The 20,757-nt window shown below is 30.4% G+C and carries 25 protein-coding genes and 1 riboswitch; of the genes, 10 read left to right on the top strand and 15 right to left on the bottom strand.

Translation table 11 applies throughout. The annotated features are described in order from the left end of the window. Window position 1: 1 nt before the first annotated feature. The 14 genes from lepB to BN2665_RS09030 form a co-directional block, all read right to left on the bottom strand. Entirely contained in the window at window positions 2–583 is a 582-nt protein-coding gene (gene lepB / locus BN2665_RS09095) for a signal peptidase I (RefSeq protein WP_082435856.1), read from the bottom strand. Continuing rightward, window positions 576–809: a DUF3006 domain-containing protein gene (locus tag BN2665_RS09090; protein WP_055666792.1), complete on the bottom strand. Its 234-nt coding sequence runs from the start codon at window positions 807–809 to the stop codon at window positions 576–578. The genes lepB and BN2665_RS09090 overlap by 8 nt, the downstream gene beginning before the upstream one ends. A 191-nt stretch (window positions 810–1,000) precedes the next feature. Next, entirely contained in the window at window positions 1,001–1,954 is a 954-nt protein-coding gene (locus BN2665_RS09085) for a glycoside hydrolase family 73 protein (RefSeq protein WP_074042259.1), read from the bottom strand. Window positions 1,955–2,087: 133 nt separating this feature from the next. Beyond that, window positions 2,088–2,948 (bottom strand): diguanylate cyclase, encoded by an 861-nt coding sequence (locus BN2665_RS09080; protein WP_055666791.1) that lies wholly within the window; start codon window positions 2,946–2,948, stop codon window positions 2,088–2,090. After that, entirely contained in the window at window positions 2,945–3,295 is a 351-nt protein-coding gene (locus BN2665_RS09075) for a hypothetical protein (RefSeq protein ID WP_055666790.1), read from the bottom strand. Before BN2665_RS09075 ends, BN2665_RS09080 begins: the two co-directional genes overlap by 4 nt. Before the next feature lie 328 nt (window positions 3,296–3,623). After that, the gene (locus tag BN2665_RS09070) at window positions 3,624–4,250 is read right to left on the bottom strand and encodes a YidC/Oxa1 family membrane protein insertase (protein WP_055666789.1); all 627 of its coding nucleotides are present in this window, start codon (window positions 4,248–4,250) and stop codon (window positions 3,624–3,626) included. 26 nt (window positions 4,251–4,276) lie between these two features. Continuing rightward, window positions 4,277–4,528, bottom strand: coding sequence for a hypothetical protein (locus tag BN2665_RS09065; protein WP_055666788.1), 252 nt, complete (start codon window positions 4,526–4,528; stop codon window positions 4,277–4,279). 13 nt (window positions 4,529–4,541) lie between these two features. Then, window positions 4,542–5,243: a hypothetical protein gene (locus BN2665_RS09060; protein ID WP_055666787.1), complete on the bottom strand. Its 702-nt coding sequence runs from the start codon at window positions 5,241–5,243 to the stop codon at window positions 4,542–4,544. 3 nt (window positions 5,244–5,246) lie between these two features. Next, window positions 5,247–5,567 carry a PadR family transcriptional regulator gene (locus BN2665_RS09055; protein WP_055666786.1) on the bottom strand — a complete coding sequence of 107 codons (321 nt, stop codon included), beginning with the start codon at window positions 5,565–5,567 and terminating at the stop codon, window positions 5,247–5,249. A gap of 153 nt (window positions 5,568–5,720) precedes the next feature. Continuing rightward, window positions 5,721–6,236: a TVP38/TMEM64 family protein gene (locus BN2665_RS09050; RefSeq protein ID WP_055666785.1), complete on the bottom strand. Its 516-nt coding sequence runs from the start codon at window positions 6,234–6,236 to the stop codon at window positions 5,721–5,723. A 297-nt stretch (window positions 6,237–6,533) separates the two neighbouring features. After that, window positions 6,534–7,283, bottom strand: a complete 750-nt coding sequence (locus tag BN2665_RS09045; protein ID WP_055666784.1) for a hypothetical protein — start codon at window positions 7,281–7,283, stop codon at window positions 6,534–6,536. 163 nt (window positions 7,284–7,446) lie between these two features. Further along, complete coding sequence (locus tag BN2665_RS09040; RefSeq protein ID WP_055666783.1) at window positions 7,447–8,091, bottom strand: transglycosylase domain-containing protein; 645 nt, start codon at window positions 8,089–8,091, stop codon at window positions 7,447–7,449. A 216-nt stretch (window positions 8,092–8,307) separates the two neighbouring features. Continuing rightward, complete coding sequence (locus tag BN2665_RS09035) at window positions 8,308–8,877, bottom strand: helix-turn-helix domain-containing protein (RefSeq protein WP_055666782.1); 570 nt, start codon at window positions 8,875–8,877, stop codon at window positions 8,308–8,310. A 65-nt stretch (window positions 8,878–8,942) separates the two neighbouring features. After that, entirely contained in the window at window positions 8,943–10,202 is a 1,260-nt protein-coding gene (locus tag BN2665_RS09030; RefSeq protein WP_055666781.1) for an MFS transporter, read from the bottom strand. Window positions 10,203–10,352: 150 nt separating this feature from the next. Further along, a riboswitch (TPP riboswitch) is annotated at window positions 10,353–10,465 on the top strand. A gap of 175 nt (window positions 10,466–10,640) precedes the next feature. On the opposite strand from BN2665_RS09030, the gene thiW reads away from it, so the two are divergent. From thiW to thiE, 5 genes are read left to right on the top strand one after another with little or no spacing between them, the layout of a single operon-like run. Beyond that, on the top strand, window positions 10,641–11,132 hold the full coding sequence (thiW, locus tag BN2665_RS09025; protein WP_055666780.1) for an energy coupling factor transporter S component ThiW: 492 nt from the start codon (window positions 10,641–10,643) through the stop codon (window positions 11,130–11,132). 12 nt (window positions 11,133–11,144) lie between these two features. Then, window positions 11,145–11,951 (top strand): bifunctional hydroxymethylpyrimidine kinase/phosphomethylpyrimidine kinase, encoded by an 807-nt coding sequence (thiD, locus tag BN2665_RS09020; RefSeq protein ID WP_055666779.1) that lies wholly within the window; start codon window positions 11,145–11,147, stop codon window positions 11,949–11,951. Beyond that, on the top strand, window positions 11,944–13,170 hold the full coding sequence (gene cytX, locus BN2665_RS09015) for a putative hydroxymethylpyrimidine transporter CytX (protein WP_055666778.1): 1,227 nt from the start codon (window positions 11,944–11,946) through the stop codon (window positions 13,168–13,170). Before thiD ends, cytX begins: the two co-directional genes overlap by 8 nt. Continuing rightward, window positions 13,137–13,955, top strand: coding sequence for a hydroxyethylthiazole kinase (thiM, locus tag BN2665_RS09010; protein WP_055666777.1), 819 nt, complete (start codon window positions 13,137–13,139; stop codon window positions 13,953–13,955). Before cytX ends, thiM begins: the two co-directional genes overlap by 34 nt. After that, complete coding sequence (gene thiE, locus BN2665_RS09005; RefSeq protein WP_055666776.1) at window positions 13,939–14,559, top strand: thiamine phosphate synthase; 621 nt, start codon at window positions 13,939–13,941, stop codon at window positions 14,557–14,559. Before thiM ends, thiE begins: the two co-directional genes overlap by 17 nt. A 193-nt stretch (window positions 14,560–14,752) precedes the next feature. On the opposite strand, the gene BN2665_RS09000 is transcribed toward thiE, so the two are convergent. After that, window positions 14,753–15,163: a hypothetical protein gene (locus BN2665_RS09000; RefSeq protein WP_055666775.1), complete on the bottom strand. Its 411-nt coding sequence runs from the start codon at window positions 15,161–15,163 to the stop codon at window positions 14,753–14,755. Window positions 15,164–15,397: 234 nt separating this feature from the next. Between BN2665_RS09000 and BN2665_RS08995 the strand changes: the two genes are divergently transcribed. The 5 genes from BN2665_RS08995 (at window position 15,398) to BN2665_RS08975 (ending at window position 20,621) form a co-directional block, all read left to right on the top strand. After that, window positions 15,398–16,576 carry a sensor histidine kinase gene (locus tag BN2665_RS08995; RefSeq protein WP_055666774.1) on the top strand — a complete coding sequence of 393 codons (1,179 nt, stop codon included), beginning with the start codon at window positions 15,398–15,400 and terminating at the stop codon, window positions 16,574–16,576. 13 nt (window positions 16,577–16,589) lie between these two features. Then, a complete protein-coding gene (locus BN2665_RS08990; RefSeq protein WP_055666773.1) occupies window positions 16,590–17,240 on the top strand; it encodes a response regulator transcription factor in 651 nt (216 codons plus the stop codon). A gap of 264 nt (window positions 17,241–17,504) precedes the next feature. Continuing rightward, window positions 17,505–18,443, top strand: a complete 939-nt coding sequence (locus BN2665_RS08985) for an ABC transporter ATP-binding protein (protein ID WP_055666772.1) — start codon at window positions 17,505–17,507, stop codon at window positions 18,441–18,443. Window positions 18,444–18,454: 11 nt separating this feature from the next. Then, on the top strand, window positions 18,455–19,534 hold the full coding sequence (locus BN2665_RS08980; protein ID WP_055666771.1) for an ABC transporter permease: 1,080 nt from the start codon (window positions 18,455–18,457) through the stop codon (window positions 19,532–19,534). 13 nt (window positions 19,535–19,547) lie between these two features. Beyond that, complete coding sequence (locus BN2665_RS08975) at window positions 19,548–20,621, top strand: ABC transporter permease (RefSeq protein ID WP_055666770.1); 1,074 nt, start codon at window positions 19,548–19,550, stop codon at window positions 20,619–20,621. Window positions 20,622–20,757: the final 136 nt, after the last annotated feature.

The following is a 20,757-nucleotide window of genomic DNA, read 5'->3' as shown; positions in this document are numbered from 1 at the left end:
ATTACTTTATAACTCCAAATCTATCGAAAGGATATACCCTAACCCTTGCCTTTCCTCTAATGTCCTTCTTATCTACATAAGGATTATTCCACCATCTGCTATCCTTAGAATTAGCTCTATTATCTCCTAAGAAAAAGAATTTGCCTTCTGGCACAGTATAGCTTCCAGATTTATCGCTTTTATTCTTAACATAAGCCTCATTGAGTTTATTACCATTTACATATACATCACCATTATCTTTAATTTCCACTTTATCTCCTGGAAGGCCTATAACTCTTTTAATCAATAAATCATTAAGTTCTTCTGAGTAAAAAACCACTATATCTCCAGTTTTTATGTTCTCTGTGTTATATACCTTAGTTACAAATAACTGATCCCCTATTTTTAAAGTAGGTACCATAGATTCTGAAGGAATATAGACCTTAAAAAGTAAAAATTTATTTATGAGCAATCCAATAGCAACCGCTGCTATTATGGGTAGGATCCAGTCAAAAAAAAGCTTTTTTAAGCCCTCCTCTTCTTGCTGTTGCTCTTTATCTAATTCTTCATTTTCCTTTGCTTTTGTAATCATATTATCACTCATCTGCCCACATACCTTTCATTAATTCCTCTATTTCGGCTTTCCTTTGCTTAGTAGCTTCGATGTCTACATGGTATTTATTATGTCCTTTTATAAGCACCTCTCCCTCTTTTGGATTACCTTCAACCTGATTTTTACAAATACTGATAATCTCTCCTTTAGAATTCTCGCATACTATACTATGTTCCTCAATTCTATCTACAATAAACACTTCTAAATTTTCTCCCATAAGCTTACTCCTTATGCTTAATACATAATATATAGATAAACACTACGAAAACTTAATTTATACAGGTTTCAAAATGGCATCTTTAAGTCATTATGAGACATGTATAAATTAGTAGTTGAAGTTGTTTCCTTATATATTAGTATAGCATAATATATAGTATTTTAAATAAAATTTAAGAATATATTATGTCTTTATTGTTTCTTATTTGTTAAAATTCTCATTTGAGCTTCGTTGTCAACTAATTGAAGATTATTTTCCTTTATTATATTAATAATCAATTCAGCATAAATATATTCACCTTGTTTATTTTGAACAGTACTATAACCACCTTTTTGTAAAGCTTGTGCTTGTTCTATGTATTGTCTAGCCTCAAAAACACCAGCCTGTTTATATCTTGTATTCTTATATAAAAACTCCCTGTGATCTTTTATGGAATCTTCTTTACTTTCATAAGCTCTAAAGCTATCCGTAATGACTTTATTATAATACTCAGAGGTTTTCATGGATACTTTTTTTCCCTTCCAAGAAGCATCAGCCTTAATGCCAAAAAGATTATTAGCTTTTAATACAAGCTCTGATTTTCCCCAGCCTGATTCTAGGATTGCCTGTCCTATTGTAATGGAAGGCAATATACCATATTTATCATAGCCATTAATAGCCTCTTCTTTTATTTCTTTTATAAACTCTAAATTAGGAGCTCCCTCATACAAGTTACCTCTAGCTAGCCCTTCGTACTCTAACTCCTCTAAATATTTTTTAAATTTATCTTTTTGTTTCTTATCAAACTTTAAATTATTTAACACTTCTTCAGCAGTTTTTAACCTATACTCACTGCCCCTGACTTTAGTTTGTGTAGTATTTTTATCTAAAAAACTCTTGCTCAGATTTAAGATTTCACTATAGGATATATTACTAAGCTCTTTTTTATATTGCACTGCATTTATAGCAGCTACCAACTTCCAGTTTACCTGTAACTTACCTTTGCTAGCTTCGTCCGCTGCTTTAATATAATTTCTTAGAATAGACTTATCTAATATAAGCGGTTTATTCCTTTTAGAAATATAATTCATAATGGCCACAACTGAAATAAAGATTATAATAAGTAATACAAGACATCCTATCATTGATTTTTTTCTTTTTATCACTATAAACACTCCTAATATGTTTTAATATTTAATTCCTAGTGCTGAACTTATATGTATATTATACGAAAAAACAAGCCTCCTGTACAAAATTAGAAGCTTGTTTCATTAAACAAATTTAATATTTATTGATTTTTTAAGCAATACAGTTAATAACTTCATCAGCACTTACCATATGCAATTTGTCTTCCCTATGTTTAGCTTGAGTGGACGCTAAACTAGCTTTGTTGATTAGCTTTGATATAATATTTACATTTGCAAAATTAATATTTTCTTCAATATGGCACAAACCTATAGAAATACTAATATTTATTTTATCATAAAAGCTTTTACTTGCTATAGTTTCAATAAGACTTTTAGCAACCTCTACACTTGTCTCTTTATCTAAAGAGGTTGAAATAACAAATTCATCTCCACCAAATCTGCACATTGCTCCTATATTCTTTATATTGTTAACCAAGAGCTTACTTAATTCTATTAATATATTATCTCCTACTATATGTCCACATTTTTTATCTATATCTCCAAAGTTATCCACATCTATAAACATTATAGTATTTTTATTATTAAGAAAAATACTTTTCTCTATAGAGTAATAAATATATTCTTTTCTATACAAGCCTGTCAAAGGATCTATATGTTTATTTGCTTCCGTTTCTATGATATCTCTTGTTAAAATTCCTTTCACCGTACCACTACTGCATTTTACTAATAATATATTAATATCTTTTTCTTCAAACAAATCCTTTGCTCTCCAGAAGGTAGTATTTTCATCAATATAATCAAAGGCACTATTCATAACATCCGCTGCAATTCTATTTGGATGGGCCATTATTATATCTTTATATGTAACTATTCCATTTATTTTACTATTTTCTGATACTATAAAACACTCTATAGCTTGGCTACCAATTAAATCTTGCATTCTTTGAACTCTAAATAGTTCTCCTATGGTCATAAAATTAGTTAATATCATGTCTTTAACCTTTTTAATCATATATCAATAGATCTGCTAACTTTTACTGTTAAATTTATTTCTACTTTTATAATAGTTGTCTCGTTAGCAATTCTTTCTCCTTCCTCTAATATTATCGAAATTAACTTATCCTTAGGTAGAATACTTAATAAGGATTTTCTTATTATAATCCCCTCAATAAACTCATGAGATATTTTTATTACTTCATACTGATCTGGTGATATTATATTTACCATCCTTCGAGCACCTTCTGGTCCAATAGGTGCTCTCTTGCCAACTATTAAGGCATCCTGCATAGGAGGCATTTCAAAATGCGATAATTTCATCGTTATTTCAGCTTTTTTAGATGTCTCTACATAATTATTCATAGCTTACCACCTCTTGACAAATTCATTAATTATTTTACCATAATATGAATTAATTTTCTATTATTTGATAAATTTTTACCAATGATAATTAAAGATTTTTATAAATTGAACAAAAGAAAGCACTGTTAATCCTGTTTTATTGAGTACTCATTGTATAAAAAATTTTATAAAATTAAAATCACTCTAATAACTTCTATAGGGAAACAACTTCAACTACTAAGTTATACAGGTACTATAATGGCTCAAAGATACCATTTTGGAACCTGTATAAATTAAGTTTCTGTAGTGTTTCCCTATACATAGTTTTAGAGTGTTCTCTTGTCTAAAATTAATTTTTTAAGAATACTTTATATACTAAATTTTCACCAAAGGAAAAAGCTGCAAAGGTTATAAGGTAAATAGCTAATCCTACGGGTAATTTTATAGATATAAGTAAAGCAAATATGAGATTCATAATTAACATGGTTTTTATATTGCTTTCATTGCTTTTAGGCTTATTATACAAATAATCAAAAATAGTAGGTAAAACCATAAATATCATATATATTATTGGTAATATAAAATATGGATCTGATAACGAAATATTGCTAACCCACGGCACCAACACCGTTCCTTCATTAGTAGCAATAGATCTAATAACCCCATATAGGCTCATCATAATAGGTGCCTGTATTATTAAAACTAAGCAACCCCCAAAGGATTTTAAATATTCCCCTTGATATTTAGCAAGTTCTCCTTCAAGGGCTTTGGAATTATTTTTATATTTTTCCTTTATACTATTAATCTTATTAGTAACTTCTTGCTGCTTAACTAAATCCTTTTTTTGCTTAATAGAAAAGGGTAATAAAAACATTCGTACTATTAAGGTTAAACAAACTATGGCTATTCCATAGTCACCTACTACTAAAACTAAATTATCTAATATCCATTTAAAAGAATTTAAAATAATGCTCAACTAAATCTCTCCCTTAATTCTAAATTTTATTCATAAGCATTATTTTTAACTCTAATCTTTTCTATAAATATCCATATTCTATATTTTTCATAAGAAGTATATTGAGATTTTGGTATATTAAATACAAAATTTAAGGCTCTTAACAATATATTCTTGCTTAAATTCTGTACAAAATTTTTTCTATATTGCCTGTAGGTATTTACTATAATTCCTACAAAAGAAAAAATTAATAAGAACATCAAAGTCATGTTTAATAAATTTAAAATGTCAACATTCATTTATAATTCCTCTTTAAATATTAATATGATGCTTTATCTTATTATAATATTTATAAAAATGTATGCAACATATAATTATACTAAAAATAAGTAATATGGGCCATAAATTAGAAAAATACAAAGGTTTATTCAATATTTCTCTTCCTGCCAGTAAAGCAATAGCAGTAAAGATAATTACAAAGATGAAAAGAGTTTTATACCACTTTTTCTCTGTAGAAAGGGAGTTTGGCAGCATTGTTATCCTATATAATAATGGCACTTCAATATTTTTCTTTTTAAAAGTAGTGGATAAGGGCCTTATGAATAGAACTATTATATTAGCAAGGTAAAAATCTTTTAAATCTATGCTAAACTGTCCTCCTTGAAATCCTTGAGCTAAAAACATTATAGTGCAGATTATAAATAACTGAATAAAGTACTTCTCTATAAAATTTACGGCTATATATAGCCTCGTTGTAGAACTGCTATATTCATCTACTATGGCATCACAAAACTTTTTATAATCTTGTCCTATAAAGATCTCTACATCCTTATTTTTCTGCTCACACTGAAGCAAACTATCTAATATTTCATGAAGAATTTCTTCTTTGTCACTCTTAGTAATATCACAGCAATTTATATATTCTGTAATACATTGAAAAAGAACTTTATTTTTAGAATCTAGTTTTTCTTTTTCTCTTAGCCTAATTCTTTTTAACTCATAATTATCAAACATTTTTTATTCCTCCAATACCCTTTTAACTGCATTATTTATTTCTTCCCAGGAGTCCATAAAATCTTTAAGCTCCTTCTTTCCTTTTTCAGTTAAAAAATAATATTTTCTCATAGGACCTAAAGGTGACTTTTTTGTTATAGAATAAATATTTTCTTTCTTTTCTAATCTTATGAGAATTGGATAAACACTCCCCTCGGTAATATCACTAAATCCATAATTCATCAGCTTTTCGCAAATTTCATAGCCATAGGTTTCATGATTTTCAATTATCTTAAGTAAGCAACCCTCTAAAATACCTTTTAGAATTTGTGTATCCTTAGCCATATGCTCTCCTTCTATTCTATTTATAGCTACTTTGTATTAACAAGTAGCTTAGTTTTATAATACTGTTACTACCTTGTATTGTCAAGTAGGTGTTTATAATAAAAATACCCGTCTATGCGGGTATTTTTATAAATTCTCTATTTTAAATCTAAATTACCTTTGCGCCCTTATATTTTTTCTTCGACTAATTATAGTAAATGCTAATAATATTGATAACTCTATGAATATTAATTGGAATTTACTTATTGCTAGGATATTTGCTAATTGCAATGAATAAGCAAAGGTAAGAGAAGTGATTAGTTTAGATGAAACTGCGATTAATACAAATGTTTTAAAAGAAATTCCTGTAATTCCTGCTCCCATACAAACAATTTCATCTGGTAATACTGGAAGTATAAAAAGTAATCCTGTAATTAAAATTTCATTTTTCTTTACATAATTGCTATATTTAATTAGTTGATCAGACTTTATAAATTTTTTCACATATTTTTCACCAGCTATTCTAGCTATAGAATACATAGCTATTATACCACTAACAGTTCCTAAAAAGGCAATTATAAAAGCTTTAAAAGGCCCCAAAATTTCACTAGCTGATATGATAGTTACAGCTTCTGGAATAGGTATAAATATAGGCTGAAAGAAGCATATTAAAAAGTATATAAACTCCATTTTATATCCTCCCCCACTAATATTTATTCTTTAAGCTTGAAAAATAGTAAAATGATAAAATAGCTATTAGCGTAGTTACTAATTCCAAGTACGCCTTAAATAATAAAAAGATACTTATTAAAAAAACTATTGATATAAATCTTATAATCAAAATTCTTCTCAAATCTTTTTCATCTCCCCTTAGATTTTATCTTTATTTTAAAGCTTAAGTATTAAGATATTAATCAAAAAAATATTAAGATTTATTAAGGAGACATAAAAAAGATTAAAAGCCAAGGTCTCCCTTGACTTTTAAGATTAATTATTGAATATCTGCTCAAAACCCCCTAAAAGTTTCTTGCAAAGTTTATAATCTAAGGCTACAAAGTTCTCTTTATACTTTGATTGATAGAATCTATCTCCTAAACTATCTGCCATGGTAATCCAAGCTTCTGGTAATCTAGCCTTTGCAATATCTTCGCTATCACAGCTTAAAATTAAATGTTCTAATCCCCAAAAGGCATATTCTTTTATTTCAAAAATACTATTTAATTTTAAATAATCCTCTACTATATCATAGCAAATTTCATTTTTATAAATATCCATGAAGAAGAAGTCAAAACGCTCCTTCTCAGCTTTAAATGCGTCCACATTAATTATTTTTAATTTAGGATTATAGCCAAAATTTTTGTTGTAGAGCTCTATGACCTCAGAGCTTTTTTCATATACTACAATCTCTTGAACCTTTTCTTTTTCTAATATTTCCTGTACAAAATATCCTAACCCTAGTCCTACTACCCCTACTTTTCCCTGGGCTCTTCTTATAGCCTCATAGCATCCACCTACTTCTAAAGGGGTAACTCCCATCCATAGCTGTTCTTTTTCTTTTAATATTGGGTAGTTATAAAAATCTCCTTTATACACATGCATATAGGCATTTATTCTACCAGTTTTAAACATTATGTACTCAATGCTAAAATCTCCTAGGTGAAAATCACTTTTTATATTACATTTGTCATTGAATTCTCTAACTTTATTTTGGTAATAAGTATCCTTAAATGGAATCATAGTCAGCCTCCTAATTTTTATACTTTTTATAATTTTTTCACAGTTTTATAACATTATCATTAATAAATAACCAAATTCATTATGTATTCTTTTATTATACCTAATAATAAAAGGTGTTTCAAAATAAAAAGTACCTTTCACAATGCGGAAGGCACTTTTTATCTTAAAAATCTTTTATTATTTTATTCTCTTCCATAATGGTAAGAATTTGCTTCTGCCTCTTTCTTGCCTTTTCAGGATTGCTCTTAGGATTATAAAGGTTTGGTGCTTGTGGTATTCCTACTAACATTGCTATTTCTTCCTTTGATAATGACCATACATTTTTATTAAAATATAAATTACTAGCATTCTGTATTCCATAGGCTCCATTACCGTAATAGATAACATTTAAATACATTTCCATGATTTCTTCTTTACTATAGGTGCTCTCTAATTTTACTGCTAATATTATTTCCTTGATTTTTCTAGTAGCAGTCTGTTCTGAAGAAAGAAATAAGTTTTTAACTAACTGCTGAGTTATAGTACTTCCGCCTTCTTTTATCTCTCCTGCTTTAAAATTAACTACAAAAGCTCTAGCTATTGCCTTTACATCGTATCCTCTATGGCAATAAAACTTTTTATCCTCTACTAATAAAAGAGTGTCTTGAAGGCTTTTAGGAATTTCATCTATAGTAACATAATTTTTATTTATAGTCATTATATATTGTTTTAAATTTTTATCAATGACATAGTTATCACTTACTTTAGCTGTATAAAAACTAAAAAGGAGGAAAAATATAAATGTAAAAACCATTAGCTTTCTTTTCATATAAAACTCACCTCAGGTTTTTAAATATATTTTACTCCTTATTCATATAGCTTTTCCATCTACCTATATTACAAAATCATAATCAAATCTTACATTTTTGTAATATAGAGAAATACTGCCAAAATTCAACTTATACATGTTCCAAATTGACATCTTTAAGCCATTATTGTGCATGTATAAGTTAGTAGTTGAAGTTGGATCCCTAAATTAACCCTACTATTCTCTGTTCTTTATTATAGTAAAAAAACTATGATATTTAATCTTCTCAGCATCTTCTTCTTTATGCTTTTTAAAAAAGCTTTCCATTAAGGCCATTATTTCATTGACCTCTTCTTCTGTAAGATATAAATTATTAGTAGTAATAGATCCCTTTGCATCTTTGTCCTTTTCATCTTTTGCAGCTTTACCTACTGAGTCTAAAAATATTTTCTTACTTTCATCATAAAGCTCAGATAGCATCCTTTGACTTTCTGCTAGAATCATTTTTTTAGCAGGCTCTTCTATTTCTTTTGAACATTCTATTTCAAAACCCGTGGCTAAGGGTTCATAGTACTTAGCTATAATTCCATTGATCTCTTTAGTATAAACCAGTTTTATTATTTCTGCTTTTTCAAGCTTCTTAATATGATAGTGTACTTTTGCTGGTACCTCACCCATCTTATCAGCTATCTGCTTTACCGTGGCTGGTTCATTCATATTTATAAGAGTAGTTAAAATTCTATATCTATAAGGATCGGAAATAGCTTTTACTTCTTCTAAAGTGGTTAAGACTTTTTTATCCTCCATGTTTTATCGCCTCCATCCTTATTATATAACAACTTTAGCTTTTTTAACAAACTCTTTTTTAACGTTTAAGCTTTTTTAAAGGTTTTGCTATAATTTAGAGATAGCGCAACTAGAGAAATCATTATACCCATAATTAAAAATATAGAAGAAGCAGATAAATATTCCGTAATAACCCCTGTTAACGCACTACCTAAAGGTATGGCACAGCAGCTTATCATTCCCATAAAAGAGCTAACCCTGCCTAGTACTTGTTTGTCCGTCTTACTCATCATATAAGCACTTATGGGTGAGGATACCATAGGTATTAAAAATCCTAGAGTAAAGAATATAAATATAGTTAATGCTATAGAAACTAAATTAGCATGTATAACTGTTCCAGGTAAAAATAATAACGCATAATCTATACCAAATAAAAAGAATCCAACTATAATTAGATTAGTGATTTTAAATTTTTGTCCTATTTGTCCTATAATTATTCCTCCAAGTATGGTTCCTAAGGAAAAAGCTATTCCTATGATGCTCAATACCTCTGGTCCACCTTGCAATATATCCTTAGCGAAAATTGGTAACATTACATTTACCGGAGACAAGCCAAAATTAACTATGGCAAATAATATTATTATAAGCCTTATAAGTTTGTTATCCTTAACAAACTTAAAGCCTACCTTTAGTTCAGAAATATAAGATTTTACGCTAAGCTTTTCTTCCTGTGATTTTTCATACTTAACTTTAAGCATTAGCATTATTAATGCTGCTATAAAAAAAGTAGCCGCATCCACAAATATAGCGCCAGAAATTCCAATTAATGCAATTATTGCGCCAGCCATTGCCGTGCCAATTAATTCTGCAAATTTAAAGGCAGAGGTAGAAAAGGAATTAGCAGATAAATAGCTTTCCTCATCTACAATCAATGGCATCAAAGAAGTCATAGCTGGCATCATTAAAGTTTCAAATGTAGAATTAAAAATAGTAATTATAAACAAATGCCAAGGTCTTAATATACCTACAAAGTATAATAGAGCTGTTAAGGATACCATTATTCCTCTTCCTAAATAACTGAGAGTTATTAGTTTCTTTTTATCTAATCTATCTGCAAAAACGCCAGCAAAGGGCCCTAGTAATATATTGGGTATGGCATTAACTGCAAACAATGTCCCCAGCAAAAGCTTGGAACCTGTTAGCATGTATACCATCCATCCGTAGGCTATACCATCTACAGAATCTCCAAATCTGGAAATAAAATTTGCTATGAACATAACCATATAGTTTTTACTTTTAATTAACCCTTTTATTCCCACTTTCTTATTTACCTCATAAGCTTCCATATAAACCTCTCCTCTATAAAATAATTTTAACGTTAAACATATTTTAACATCAAAATTATTTTCTGTCTAGTGGTATACTAAGAAAATTTTAGAAATTAACTTTCCATTGATTTCTCTAAACCTTAGTGTTAGAATATAAGTGTAAAAATCAATATAACACAGGGGGGCTGGGTTAGGCCGGCTGAGATAAAGACCCTATAAAGTCTTTGACCCTTATACCTGATCTGGGTAATGCCAGCGTAGGGACTCTGCTTAACATTTTTTGAATTTATAGCACAACTCTATGATGGGTTGTGCTTTTTTAATTTTATAGAAAGCAACAACTTATTTATTGCTTTCTATAGAATCATCTATTCTATTTATTTATGTTAAGTCTAATGTATCTTCAATTTCAGGTAATAAGGTAATCCTCCCCCCTAGAATTAAGGGGGTTTTATTTTGAAAACAAAAAAATTAACTTTTTCGGCTCTTCTAATTGCTATAGGGGTTCTATCCTCTCATCTTATTTATATCCCAATTGGTCCATCTAAATGTTTTCCTGTGCAACATGCTATAAACGTTATTTCAGCAATAACTTTAGGTCCGTGGTATGCCTTAGGTAATGCCTTCCTTATATCTCTTTTGAGAAATATACTTGGTACAGGCTCTATATTAGCCTTCCCCGGAAGTATGATAGGTTCCTTATTTGCTGGTATATTATATAAAAAATTTAGTAACACGCTTATTGCTTTAGGCGGCGAAATCATAGGCACTGGTGTTATAGGTGCCTTAGCAGCTTATCCCCTAGCTAAAATTATATTAGGAAAGAATATTTCTTTATTTTTCTTTGTAGCACCTTTTTCAGTTAGCACCATTGGTGGAAGCATCATAGCCTATGCTATTTTGATAGGCCTAGATAAAAGTAAAATACTAAAAAATATTCACATTTAAAGGAGGATTTTTATGAAAAATGTATTAACCATTGCTGGTTCTGATAGTTGTGGAGGAGCAGGCATACAAGCAGATTTAAAAACCTTTTCGGCTCATGGAGTATATGGAATGAGTGTAATCACTGCTATAACAGTTCAAAATACACAAGGAGTTTTTGCAGTACAAGATGTAAACACTGATATCATAAGAAAACAAATACAAGTGATTTATGAAGATATAGAGGTATCAGCAGTTAAAATAGGTATGACTTCAAGAATAGATAGCATAGAAACCATTGCTGAGGAATTAAGAAAAATTAATGCTAAAAATATTGTAGTAGATCCCGTAATGATTTCTAAAAGTGGGTTTGATCTTTTAAGGCCCGAATCTAAAAAGGCATTAGTAGAAAAGCTAGTACCTTTAGCCACCATAATTACTCCTAACCTTCATGAGGCTTCTGCTATGCTTAACAGAAAAGTTGAAAGCATCGAACAGATGGTAGATGCAGCCAAAGAATTATTTAATCTAGGTGCTAAAAATGTATTAGTCAAAGGTGGTCACTTAAGCGAAGAAGCTGTAGATGTTCTTTTTGATGGAAAAGAAATTTTTTATTTTCATTCTGAAAGAATAGATACTAAAAACACCCATGGAACTGGCTGTACCTTATCTTCCTCCATAGCTTCAAACCTAGCTCTAGGTTTTGATATAGCTACAGCGGTAAAAAAATCAAAAGAATACATAACTACTGCTATAAAACATTCTTTTAGCATCGGAAAAGGCGTTGGACCTACTCACCACTTTTATGAACTGTATAGAAAGGCGGGATTGATAAATGAATAGTGAAAGCAAAACCTTATCTACAAAACATTTTACTGCTCTTTGGTTTGGTGCTTCAGTATCCATTGCAGAAATACTCACTGGAGGACTACTGGCTCCTTTAGGCTTTAAAAAAGCTTTATTAGCTATAATAATCGGTCATGGCATTGGTACAGCTTTACTAGTTATGGGTGGAATAATCGGTTTTGAAAAAAATATGCCTTCTATAAAATCCACAAAAATTTCTTTCGGAAGCTACGGTTCCTATGTATTTTCAATTTTAAACGTTCTGCAGCTGATAGGTTGGACAGCAGTTATGATAATTTCAGGTGGTAGATCCTTAAATATGGTAAGCAAAATACTTTGGAACTTCGATAACATAGTGGTTTGGAGTATATTAATAGGCATTTTAGTATGCCTATGGGTTTTATTAGGTAGCAATACTCTAAAAAAACTAAATTCTGTGGCAGTTATATTGCTGTTCATTCTTACCTTGGTGTTAAGCTTTGTAATATTTAAAAATAACAGTCTATTAACAAAATTACCTGAAGGAAATCTTTCCTTTGGAGCCGCTATAGAGCTTAATATCGTAATGCCACTTTCCTGGCTTCCACTTATTGCAGACTATACTCGTTTTGCTAAAAATAAGAAGTCTGCAGTGACTGGAAGCTTCCTTGGATACTTTTTCGGAAGCTGTTGGATGTATATTATAGGTCTAGGTGCTGCTTTAATATTTAACACTACAGACATAGGAGAGATAATGGTAGCTGCTAACTTAGGTGTATTTGCTCTTAGCATAATAATACTAGCTACGGTAACCACTACCTTTATGGATGTATATTCAGCAGGGATAAGCTTCATAAATATAAGTTCAAAGCTAAAGGAAACTCCTGTGGCTTTGATAATGGGAATCTTAGGAACCCTAATAGCTTTAATATTCCCTATAGAGCAATACGAAAACTTTCTTTATGCCATAGGTTCTGTATTTGCTCCTATGTTTGCTATTTTATTTACAGACTATTTTATCCTAAAGAAAAATAATGCTATAGAAGAAGGTTTAAAACTAAATATAGGCGCAGTAATAGTTTGGATTATTGGAATCATTACCTATTACACCCTTTTAAAGATTGATTTCTTTATGGGTAATACTCTGCCTACTATGTTATTAACATCTTTAATTTATTTTGTTAGCTGGAGGTTCACAAAATCATGGAAACTAGAGAAAAACTTTCTAAACTCTTAACTTTAGTTAAAGAAAAAAAACCCTTAGTTCATCATATAACCAATTATGTTACGGTAAATGATTGTGCTAATATCACCCTATCCCTAGGCGGTTCCCCTGTAATGGCTGATGATAGCCTTGAGGTAGAGGAGATGATATCCATAGCCTCCTCCTTAGTGATAAATATAGGTACTCTAAATTCCAGAACCATAGAGTCAATGCTTTTAGCTGGAAAGAGAGCCAATAGTCTAGATATACCTGTAATCCTTGATCCAGTAGGAGTAGGTGCCACTAACCTAAGAACAGAAACTGCTAAAAAGTTACTGAAGGAAATAAATTTTTCTGTAATAAAAGGAAATATGTCTGAGATTAAAGTACTCTCCGGTATGGACTCCATAGTAAGAGGAGTTGACTCCACTGAAGATACTGAAAATGGAGAAGAAATAGCCTTAAAATTATCCCAAAAGCTAGGGTCTGTAATCGCTATTACAGGAGCTAAAGACATCATTTCTGATGGGAAAAATATATGCTTCATAGAAAATGGACACCCTATATTAGCTAAAATAACTGGCACTGGATGCATGAGCAGTTCTTTAACTGGAGCTTACTGCGGAGTAACTAAAGATTATTACACTGCTACCATTGCAGCCATTGCTACCATGGGGCTTTGTGGAGAGATGGCTGAGGCTTCGCTAAAAAGCAATTACCACCTTGGCAGCTTTAAGGTGGCCTTAATAGATTCCATAGCTTCATTATCACCAAAGGATTTATTTAATGGAGGTAAGCTAAATGAACATAAATTATAAATTATATCTTGTAACTGACAGAGAGGTTTTAGAAGGAAGAGATCTATTAGAAAGTGTAGAACAAGCTATCCTTGGAGGAGTTACCTTAGTTCAATTAAGAGAGAAGGCTACTAATAGTAAAGACTTTTATAATCTAGCGTTGCAGGTAAAAGAATTAACTCATAAATATAATATACCTTTAATAATCAATGATAGACTAGATATTGCTCTAGCCATAAATGCAGACGGGCTTCATATTGGTCAAGAGGACCTGCCTATAAGTCTTTGTAGAAAACTACTAGGCAAAGATAAAATATTAGGAGTTTCCGCCCATAACCTAGAAGAAGCACTAGAGGCAGAAAGTCTAGGCGCAGACTACTTAGGAGTGGGCGCTATATTTAGCACCTCCACTAAAAAGGATGTAGATATAACCTCTATAGATACCCTTATAAAAATAAAGGAAAATGTGAAAATACCTGTGGTAGCCATAGGCGGCATTACCCATGACAATGTTAAAGAGGTGCTAAAAGCTCCTATAGATGGGGTATCAGTGGTATCTTGCCTCTTAGGCGCTGAAGATATTAAAAAAGCTAGCACTAAATTAAATGATATTATCAATTCATAGTTCACAATGCATAATGCACAATTATAGTGGATTTTTCTCCGTTCCCCTAGGAAAAATCTTTAATTTATAATTTTTAAAACTGAAAAGCAAAGTCTTTGACTAAAGATTTAGCCAAGCTTTGCTTTTCGATTTTATATTTTTCATATCACTAGCAGTGAAAACTCTTCCTTCATTGTGAATTGTACACTGTGCATTATTTAACCCCATAGACCTTATCAAATTCTATATACTCAGGGTAAATGCTTAATAACTCTTCTATAGAAATCTCTTGCTTTGGTAAGGACTCTAAAGTTTTCTCGAATTCTTGATTATGCTCTATGGTGAAATATTCATCTTCATCTTCGCTATCTATTATTAGGAATCTGAAGTCTCCCATTTCTTTCAATTCCTTTAAAGCCTCTTTTACCTCTTCTACTTTGCTAAAAGGGCTTACCACTAGTTCACAAGCGCAATGACCATTGCTTATATTGTAATAATGTAGCCCAGCTTGTCTATCCTTAATATAATCCGTATATTCTCTTATAAAGAGAGCTTTTTCATCACATTTTTCTACAAAGCTATTCTCCATTTGCTTCTCTGAAGCAGCCAGCATAAAATAACACATACTTAATTCCTCCAATACCACTATTATATTTACAATAATTCTCCATGGTTTTGTAAATTCCTTTATACTTTATAGCCATCCTCAACACTTTAAATTATAATAAAATATATAATGCATAGAAAAACAACGTAAGCTTTTAACTTATACATTTGCTGTAATGCCTTAAAGATGCCATTTTGAAACATGTATAAATTAAGTTTTCGTAGTGTTTCTCTATAATTGGGAGGTATCATATTGAATAGGAATATTAAGCTTCTGTCAATTTTAAAATACATAACCTATTTTTTAATCTCTATAAATATTATTTACACCGGTGACTACAAAGCCGAGGATGCATTATTACTATTGAGTCTAATGCTGTTATTTATAATAAACACTCAAATAAGAAATTATTATCTTAAAAGTAATACCAATTTCTTAATGCTTTCCTTAAGTTTAGATATAATGCTTATAAGCTTTTTATATTTAAAGTTCCAAGGCTTTATTTTTATATATTATTTTATATCTATATTGGATGCTTCTATGATGCTATCTTCCAAAAGTTCTTATTTTATGATGAGTTTAATATATGGTTCTCTAGTAATGCTTGGCTTAAGACCCATGTATTATAGTCCACAAAATACTACTGCCATTAATGTATTTATTAACACTATTATAGTAGTCATCTTTGGAGCCTTAGGACGCTCTGTGGCAGAGGAGCAAAAGAGAAAAAAAGAAGCTCAAGAGCTTTATGATAAGCTAAGAATATCCGAAAGTCAGCTCAAAGAGGCCTATGAAAGATTAGAGGAATATTCTGAAACCATTGAAGAGCTAACCTTATTAAGAGAAAGAAACAGAATATCCAGGGAACTTCACGACTCCGTAGGACATACTCTGTCAACCATAATAATACAGCTTCAGGCTCTTCCTTATATGATGTGTAAGGATAAAGAAAAAACTATAGAAATGGTAGATAAACTAATAGACTTTTCAAAAAATGGTATGGAAAATGTACGAAGAACCATAAAAGAACTAAAACCTACGGATTTTGATAAATATCAAGGTATATTCTCCATAAAAGAATTAATATTTAATTATGAAAAGCTCACTCATATAAAAATAAACTTTATCACCTTTAATGAAGCTATTGAACTAAACAGCGATGAAAGCTTTGTGCTTTATAGAATAATTCAAGAAGCTTTAAATAATGCTTCTAAGCATTCTAAGGCTTCTAATATAAATTTATCTCTTCAAGGAGATGATAAAAATATTAGATTATACATTAAAGATGATGGCATAGGTGCTCATAGCTTAAGTCAAGGTTTTGGTTTAAGCAGTATGGAAGAGAGGGTTAAAAAGCTAGGTGGAACCATTGAGCTTAATACTGGTGATAATAAAGGCTTTGAAATTATAGCTAATATACCAAGAATATAAAGGAGGCAATAAATTGCACAAAATTAATATAGCCATAGCAGATGATGAAATGCTCATTAGAGAAGGTTTAAAAATCATACTTGGCAGTGATGATAATATAAATATCGTTGGCTTATGTGAAAATGGTGAAGAAGCTTTAGAGCTATGTAAAAAAGAACAGATTGATGTGATGCTTCTCGATATCAACATGCCTGTTTGTAACGGAGTTATGGCTACAAAGCTTATAAAAAAAGAATGTAAGAATACTAAGATAATGATTTTAACTACCTTTAAGGATGAGGAATATATTATTGACGCCATAAAATTTGGTGCCCATGGATATATACTGAAGGATACCTCCTATGATGTTATTCTGGAAGGTATCAAAAGTGTGCACAAAGGTAATGTGGTAGTACATCCTGAAATAGCAGCTAAGATGGTTGCCTCAAAGGAGCTCTCTCAAGAAGCTTTAACTGAAAATATAAAAGCTAAATATAGAATAACAGATAGAGAATTAGAAATAATTATAAATATAGGCTTAGGACTAAGCAATAAAGAAATAGCCAAAAAGCTATTTGTAGCAGAAGGTACTGTAAAAAATTATATAACGGAAATCCTTGCAAAAATGGAGCTAAGGGATAGAACTCAATTAGCCATATTCGCCCTAAAAAACTCATTAGTCTAGATTTACTATCAGTGGATTTCGATGTATTCAGCATTACTTAAGAAAATGACTTAAGTAATGCTTTTTTAATAAAAGGGTGACTAAACTCCATGGTGATGAAAAATTAAAACTTATATAATAAGACTATAGGAGGATGTGAAAAAAGGTGTTCTATAGGTTTCCCTACACCGCACATGGAGCTCCACGAGCGGCCCGTGAAAAAGAACACCTATGTTTTTCACATCCTCCTATAGAAAACAAAGTGTTTTTAAAGGAGTGTTTTTAATGAACATTGTAGATATAAAAAATGTTACTAAAAGATATGATGATAATTTAGCAGTGGATAATGTAAATCTGCAGATAAAAAAAGGAGAATTATTTGGCTTACTAGGACCTAACGGAGCTGGAAAATCCACCCTGATATCTATGCTCAGTGGATTGATTTCCTTTGATAAGGGTGAGATGTTTATAGGAGAAAAAAATGTAAAAGCTCAACCCGTAGAAGCCAAAAAATATATTGGATTGATTCCTCAGGAAATAGCTCTTTATGAAAATCTTTCTGGATTAGAAAACTTAAAGTTTTGGGGAAGCATGTATGGCTTAAGAGGAAAGGAATTAAAGAATAGGATAGAGGAAGCTATTGAAACTACCGCTTTGAAGGAAAAGATTAAAGATAAACTAAAAACCTATTCTGGAGGTATGAAAAGAAGATTAAATATAGCCTGCTCAATAATGCACCATCCAGAAATAATTATAATGGACGAGCCAACCGTAGGCATAGATCCTCAATCAAGAAATCATATATTAGAGTTCACAAAAAAATTAAATAGAGATTATAACACCACCATAATATATACCACCCACTACATGGAAGAAGTAGAGTTTTTATGTAACAAACTAGCCATCATTGATGAAGGAAAAATCATTGCTCAAGGCTCTAAGGAGGATATAAAAAAATTAATATCCTATGATGAAAATATAAATATAGTTACTGAAGATTTTAATGAAGCTCTAATTCTAAAGTTAAATACTCTTAAAGGCATCAAAAATGTAAGTTTTTTAAAAAATACTCTTTCTTTAGTAGCTGATAATTCCTCGCAAATACTTTCAAAGGTAATAGAAACTCTAGTTAATAATAATGTAAAAATAAAAGATATGAATATAAGCTCCCCTGATTTAGAAACAGTATTTTTAGCTCTAACAGGAAAGGCTCTAAGAGATTAGGAGGGATGAATATGAAATTATTAAGCCTTTTAAAAAAGGATTTTATAGAATTTAAAAGCTCTTTTCTATTTTTTATAGCTATATACATTGCAATGCCTCTAGCCATAACCTTTTTAAATGGCATATTCTTTGAAAAGCTGGTTAACCCAGATACTAAATTACCTAAAATAGAGGTAGCCATCATAGCTAAAGAAAATAACCCTCATATCCCAGCTATTAAAGAAATTCTAAATAATGAAAGACTAAAGACTTCTATAAATCTTACAGAATATAACTCCATAGAAGAGGTAGAGGCTAAGGTAAAAAGTAATGAAGCTCAAGCAGCTTTAATCCTCTCTAATGAAGGTTCAAATAATATACGCTTCTTAAAATCTACAGATAATTCCTACACTGTAGAGATACTCTATGGAACCATAAGCAACTATATTAACTACTCAAATATTAATTATAACAACAGCATAAAGATATCTGAACTAAAAGAAAGTAATGCTATTTCGGCAAAACAAGTATTTGGAGCCTCTATGCTAGCACTTTTAAGTTTATTCATAGCTATGACAGGAGCTTCAAACTTTCTAAAAGAAAAGGAGTCTATGACTCTATTAAGAATGAATTCTATCCCTATTGGCTTCAATAGCATATATGGTGAAAAGCTGCTGCTGACTTTTATAATATCTTTAATACAAAGTATAGCTTTTATAATACTCTGTGGATTATTAGGTATAAATTTTTATACTAATATATCTCTTTTAATATTGATTATAGCCTCACATGCTTTTGCTCTAACAGGTATTGCAGGATTTATGATGAATTTCTTTCTTAAGGAAAAAACCTTAAGCAATGTATTTACCTCAATTATTATGTTTATGGCCGTACTAGGGGGAAGCTTTTTCCCAGCAGAGTATGTGTCTCAAAGCTTTCAAAAGGCGTCAAAATTTACTATCAATTATTGGATTCAAAACTCCTATACTAGAATAATGTCTGGAGAAGACTTAAATTCACTTATAACCAATATATCAGTACTTTTATCCATAGGAACAATAGGAATATTACTTGGTTTCTTACTAAATAAAAAGAATAAATCCTTTGCATAAGGAGAGTGATAAAATGAATATTTTTTATATTGCAGCATTACATTTAAATAGAATTTTTAATGATAAGAAGGTTATAATAATCATGTTCATTATACCTGCCATAATAATTTCTTTCTTTAGTCTTATGAGCAAAAAGAGTGGAGATTTAAAGATAAATCCTATAAAAATAGGTATAGTGAATAAGGATGAAAGAACTTCCTCACAGGAACTAATAGATTATTTAAAAGAAAGTAAAAAATTTAATATGTCCTTTTTTAATGAGGAAGATGGACTAAAGGCTCTAGGACAAAACAAAGTGCAAGCTCTTCTCATAATATCAAAGGATTTTTCGGAAAAGCTTAGCCAAAAATCCATGCCTGAACTAGAAATAAAAAAGCCTAAGGAAGGCAGTACCTATTTATCTCTAATGCAAAGCGTAAATAGCTTTTTAGGAAAGAAGCTCTATAATAAAAGCTCTGAAGTAACTAAGGAAGTATTAAGTGATTCTTCAGATAGAGTAAATTTCAATCCTATAATACCAAATTTTATAATGAATTTTGTGTTATTTTCTATGATTTATATTACTAATGAATTATTAGAAATGAAAAGCAATAAAACTCTTTTAAGAAGTTTTTCTACTCCCAACAGCAAGATTAAGATTTTACTCTCTGTACTATTATCAATGTTTCTGCTTTTAACCCTGCAAACCCTTATATTGATAGGTATCAGCAAGTATATATTTAAATTTTATTGGGGAAGCTCCTTTATTGGTTTACTGTTAGTAGTATTTGCATTAGTATATGTAGCCTTAAGCATAGGATTATTAGTATCTAGGTTTGCAAAAAACCAGGGACAAGTAGCAGGCTTTGTTAATTTGATAGTGACTCCTACTTGCATAATAAGCGGTTCCTTTATGCCTCAGGAATTCTTACCAGAAGTATTTAAAAAGCTAGCTTATTTTACTCCTCAAAATTGGAGTAGCAATGCCATAACAGATTTGGCCTTAAAGAATGCAGGAATAATAAATATATTACCTAATGTAATTGTACTGCTACTCTTTGGTACAGCCTTCTTAACAGCTAGCCAATATATTGTAAAAGCAGAGTAAGATTAGACCATCTCAAAAATAAAAAGGCTTTAAGTATTTTCTATCCAATTCACAATGCACAGTGCACAATTAAAGAAATTTTTCTCCACAATTGTGATTATGCATTGTGAATTGTGAATTTAAAATCACAGCTACA

It is taken from the genome of Desnuesiella massiliensis (assembly GCF_001403615.1).
Classification (GTDB): domain Bacteria; phylum Bacillota; class Clostridia; order Clostridiales; family Clostridiaceae; genus Desnuesiella; species Desnuesiella massiliensis.
This window is presented reverse-complemented; position numbering and strand designations above follow the sequence as displayed.

What these genes read in the sequence shown, in the direction of transcription:
- lepB (WP_082435856.1), bottom strand. Translation starts at nt 583, where the DNA reads ATGAGTGATAATATGATTACAAAAGCAAAGGAAAATGAAGAATTAGAT.
- BN2665_RS09090 (WP_055666792.1), bottom strand. Translation starts at nt 809, where the DNA reads ATGGGAGAAAATTTAGAAGTGTTTATTGTAGATAGAATTGAGGAACAT.
- BN2665_RS09080 (WP_055666791.1), bottom strand. Translation starts at nt 2,948, where the DNA reads ATGATTAAAAAGGTTAAAGACATGATATTAACTAATTTTATGACCATA.
- BN2665_RS09075 (WP_055666790.1), bottom strand. Translation starts at nt 3,295, where the DNA reads ATGAATAATTATGTAGAGACATCTAAAAAAGCTGAAATAACGATGAAA.
- BN2665_RS09065 (WP_055666788.1), bottom strand. Translation starts at nt 4,528, where the DNA reads ATGAATGTTGACATTTTAAATTTATTAAACATGACTTTGATGTTCTTA.
- BN2665_RS09060 (WP_055666787.1), bottom strand. Translation starts at nt 5,243, where the DNA reads ATGTTTGATAATTATGAGTTAAAAAGAATTAGGCTAAGAGAAAAAGAA.
- BN2665_RS09055 (WP_055666786.1), bottom strand. Translation starts at nt 5,567, where the DNA reads ATGGCTAAGGATACACAAATTCTAAAAGGTATTTTAGAGGGTTGCTTA.
- BN2665_RS09050 (WP_055666785.1), bottom strand. Translation starts at nt 6,236, where the DNA reads ATGGAGTTTATATACTTTTTAATATGCTTCTTTCAGCCTATATTTATA.
- BN2665_RS09045 (WP_055666784.1), bottom strand. Translation starts at nt 7,283, where the DNA reads ATGATTCCATTTAAGGATACTTATTACCAAAATAAAGTTAGAGAATTC.
- BN2665_RS09040 (WP_055666783.1), bottom strand. Translation starts at nt 8,091, where the DNA reads ATGAAAAGAAAGCTAATGGTTTTTACATTTATATTTTTCCTCCTTTTT.
- BN2665_RS09035 (WP_055666782.1), bottom strand. Translation starts at nt 8,877, where the DNA reads ATGGAGGATAAAAAAGTCTTAACCACTTTAGAAGAAGTAAAAGCTATT.
- BN2665_RS09030 (WP_055666781.1), bottom strand. Translation starts at nt 10,202, where the DNA reads ATGGAAGCTTATGAGGTAAATAAGAAAGTGGGAATAAAAGGGTTAATT.
- thiD (WP_055666779.1), top strand. Translation starts at nt 11,145, where the DNA reads ATGAAAAATGTATTAACCATTGCTGGTTCTGATAGTTGTGGAGGAGCA.
- cytX (WP_055666778.1), top strand. Translation starts at nt 11,944, where the DNA reads ATGAATAGTGAAAGCAAAACCTTATCTACAAAACATTTTACTGCTCTT.
- thiM (WP_055666777.1), top strand. Translation starts at nt 13,137, where the DNA reads ATGGAAACTAGAGAAAAACTTTCTAAACTCTTAACTTTAGTTAAAGAA.
- thiE (WP_055666776.1), top strand. Translation starts at nt 13,939, where the DNA reads ATGAACATAAATTATAAATTATATCTTGTAACTGACAGAGAGGTTTTA.
- BN2665_RS09000 (WP_055666775.1), bottom strand. Translation starts at nt 15,163, where the DNA reads ATGTGTTATTTTATGCTGGCTGCTTCAGAGAAGCAAATGGAGAATAGC.
- BN2665_RS08985 (WP_055666772.1), top strand. Translation starts at nt 17,505, where the DNA reads ATGAACATTGTAGATATAAAAAATGTTACTAAAAGATATGATGATAAT.
- BN2665_RS08980 (WP_055666771.1), top strand. Translation starts at nt 18,455, where the DNA reads ATGAAATTATTAAGCCTTTTAAAAAAGGATTTTATAGAATTTAAAAGC.
- BN2665_RS08975 (WP_055666770.1), top strand. Translation starts at nt 19,548, where the DNA reads ATGAATATTTTTTATATTGCAGCATTACATTTAAATAGAATTTTTAAT.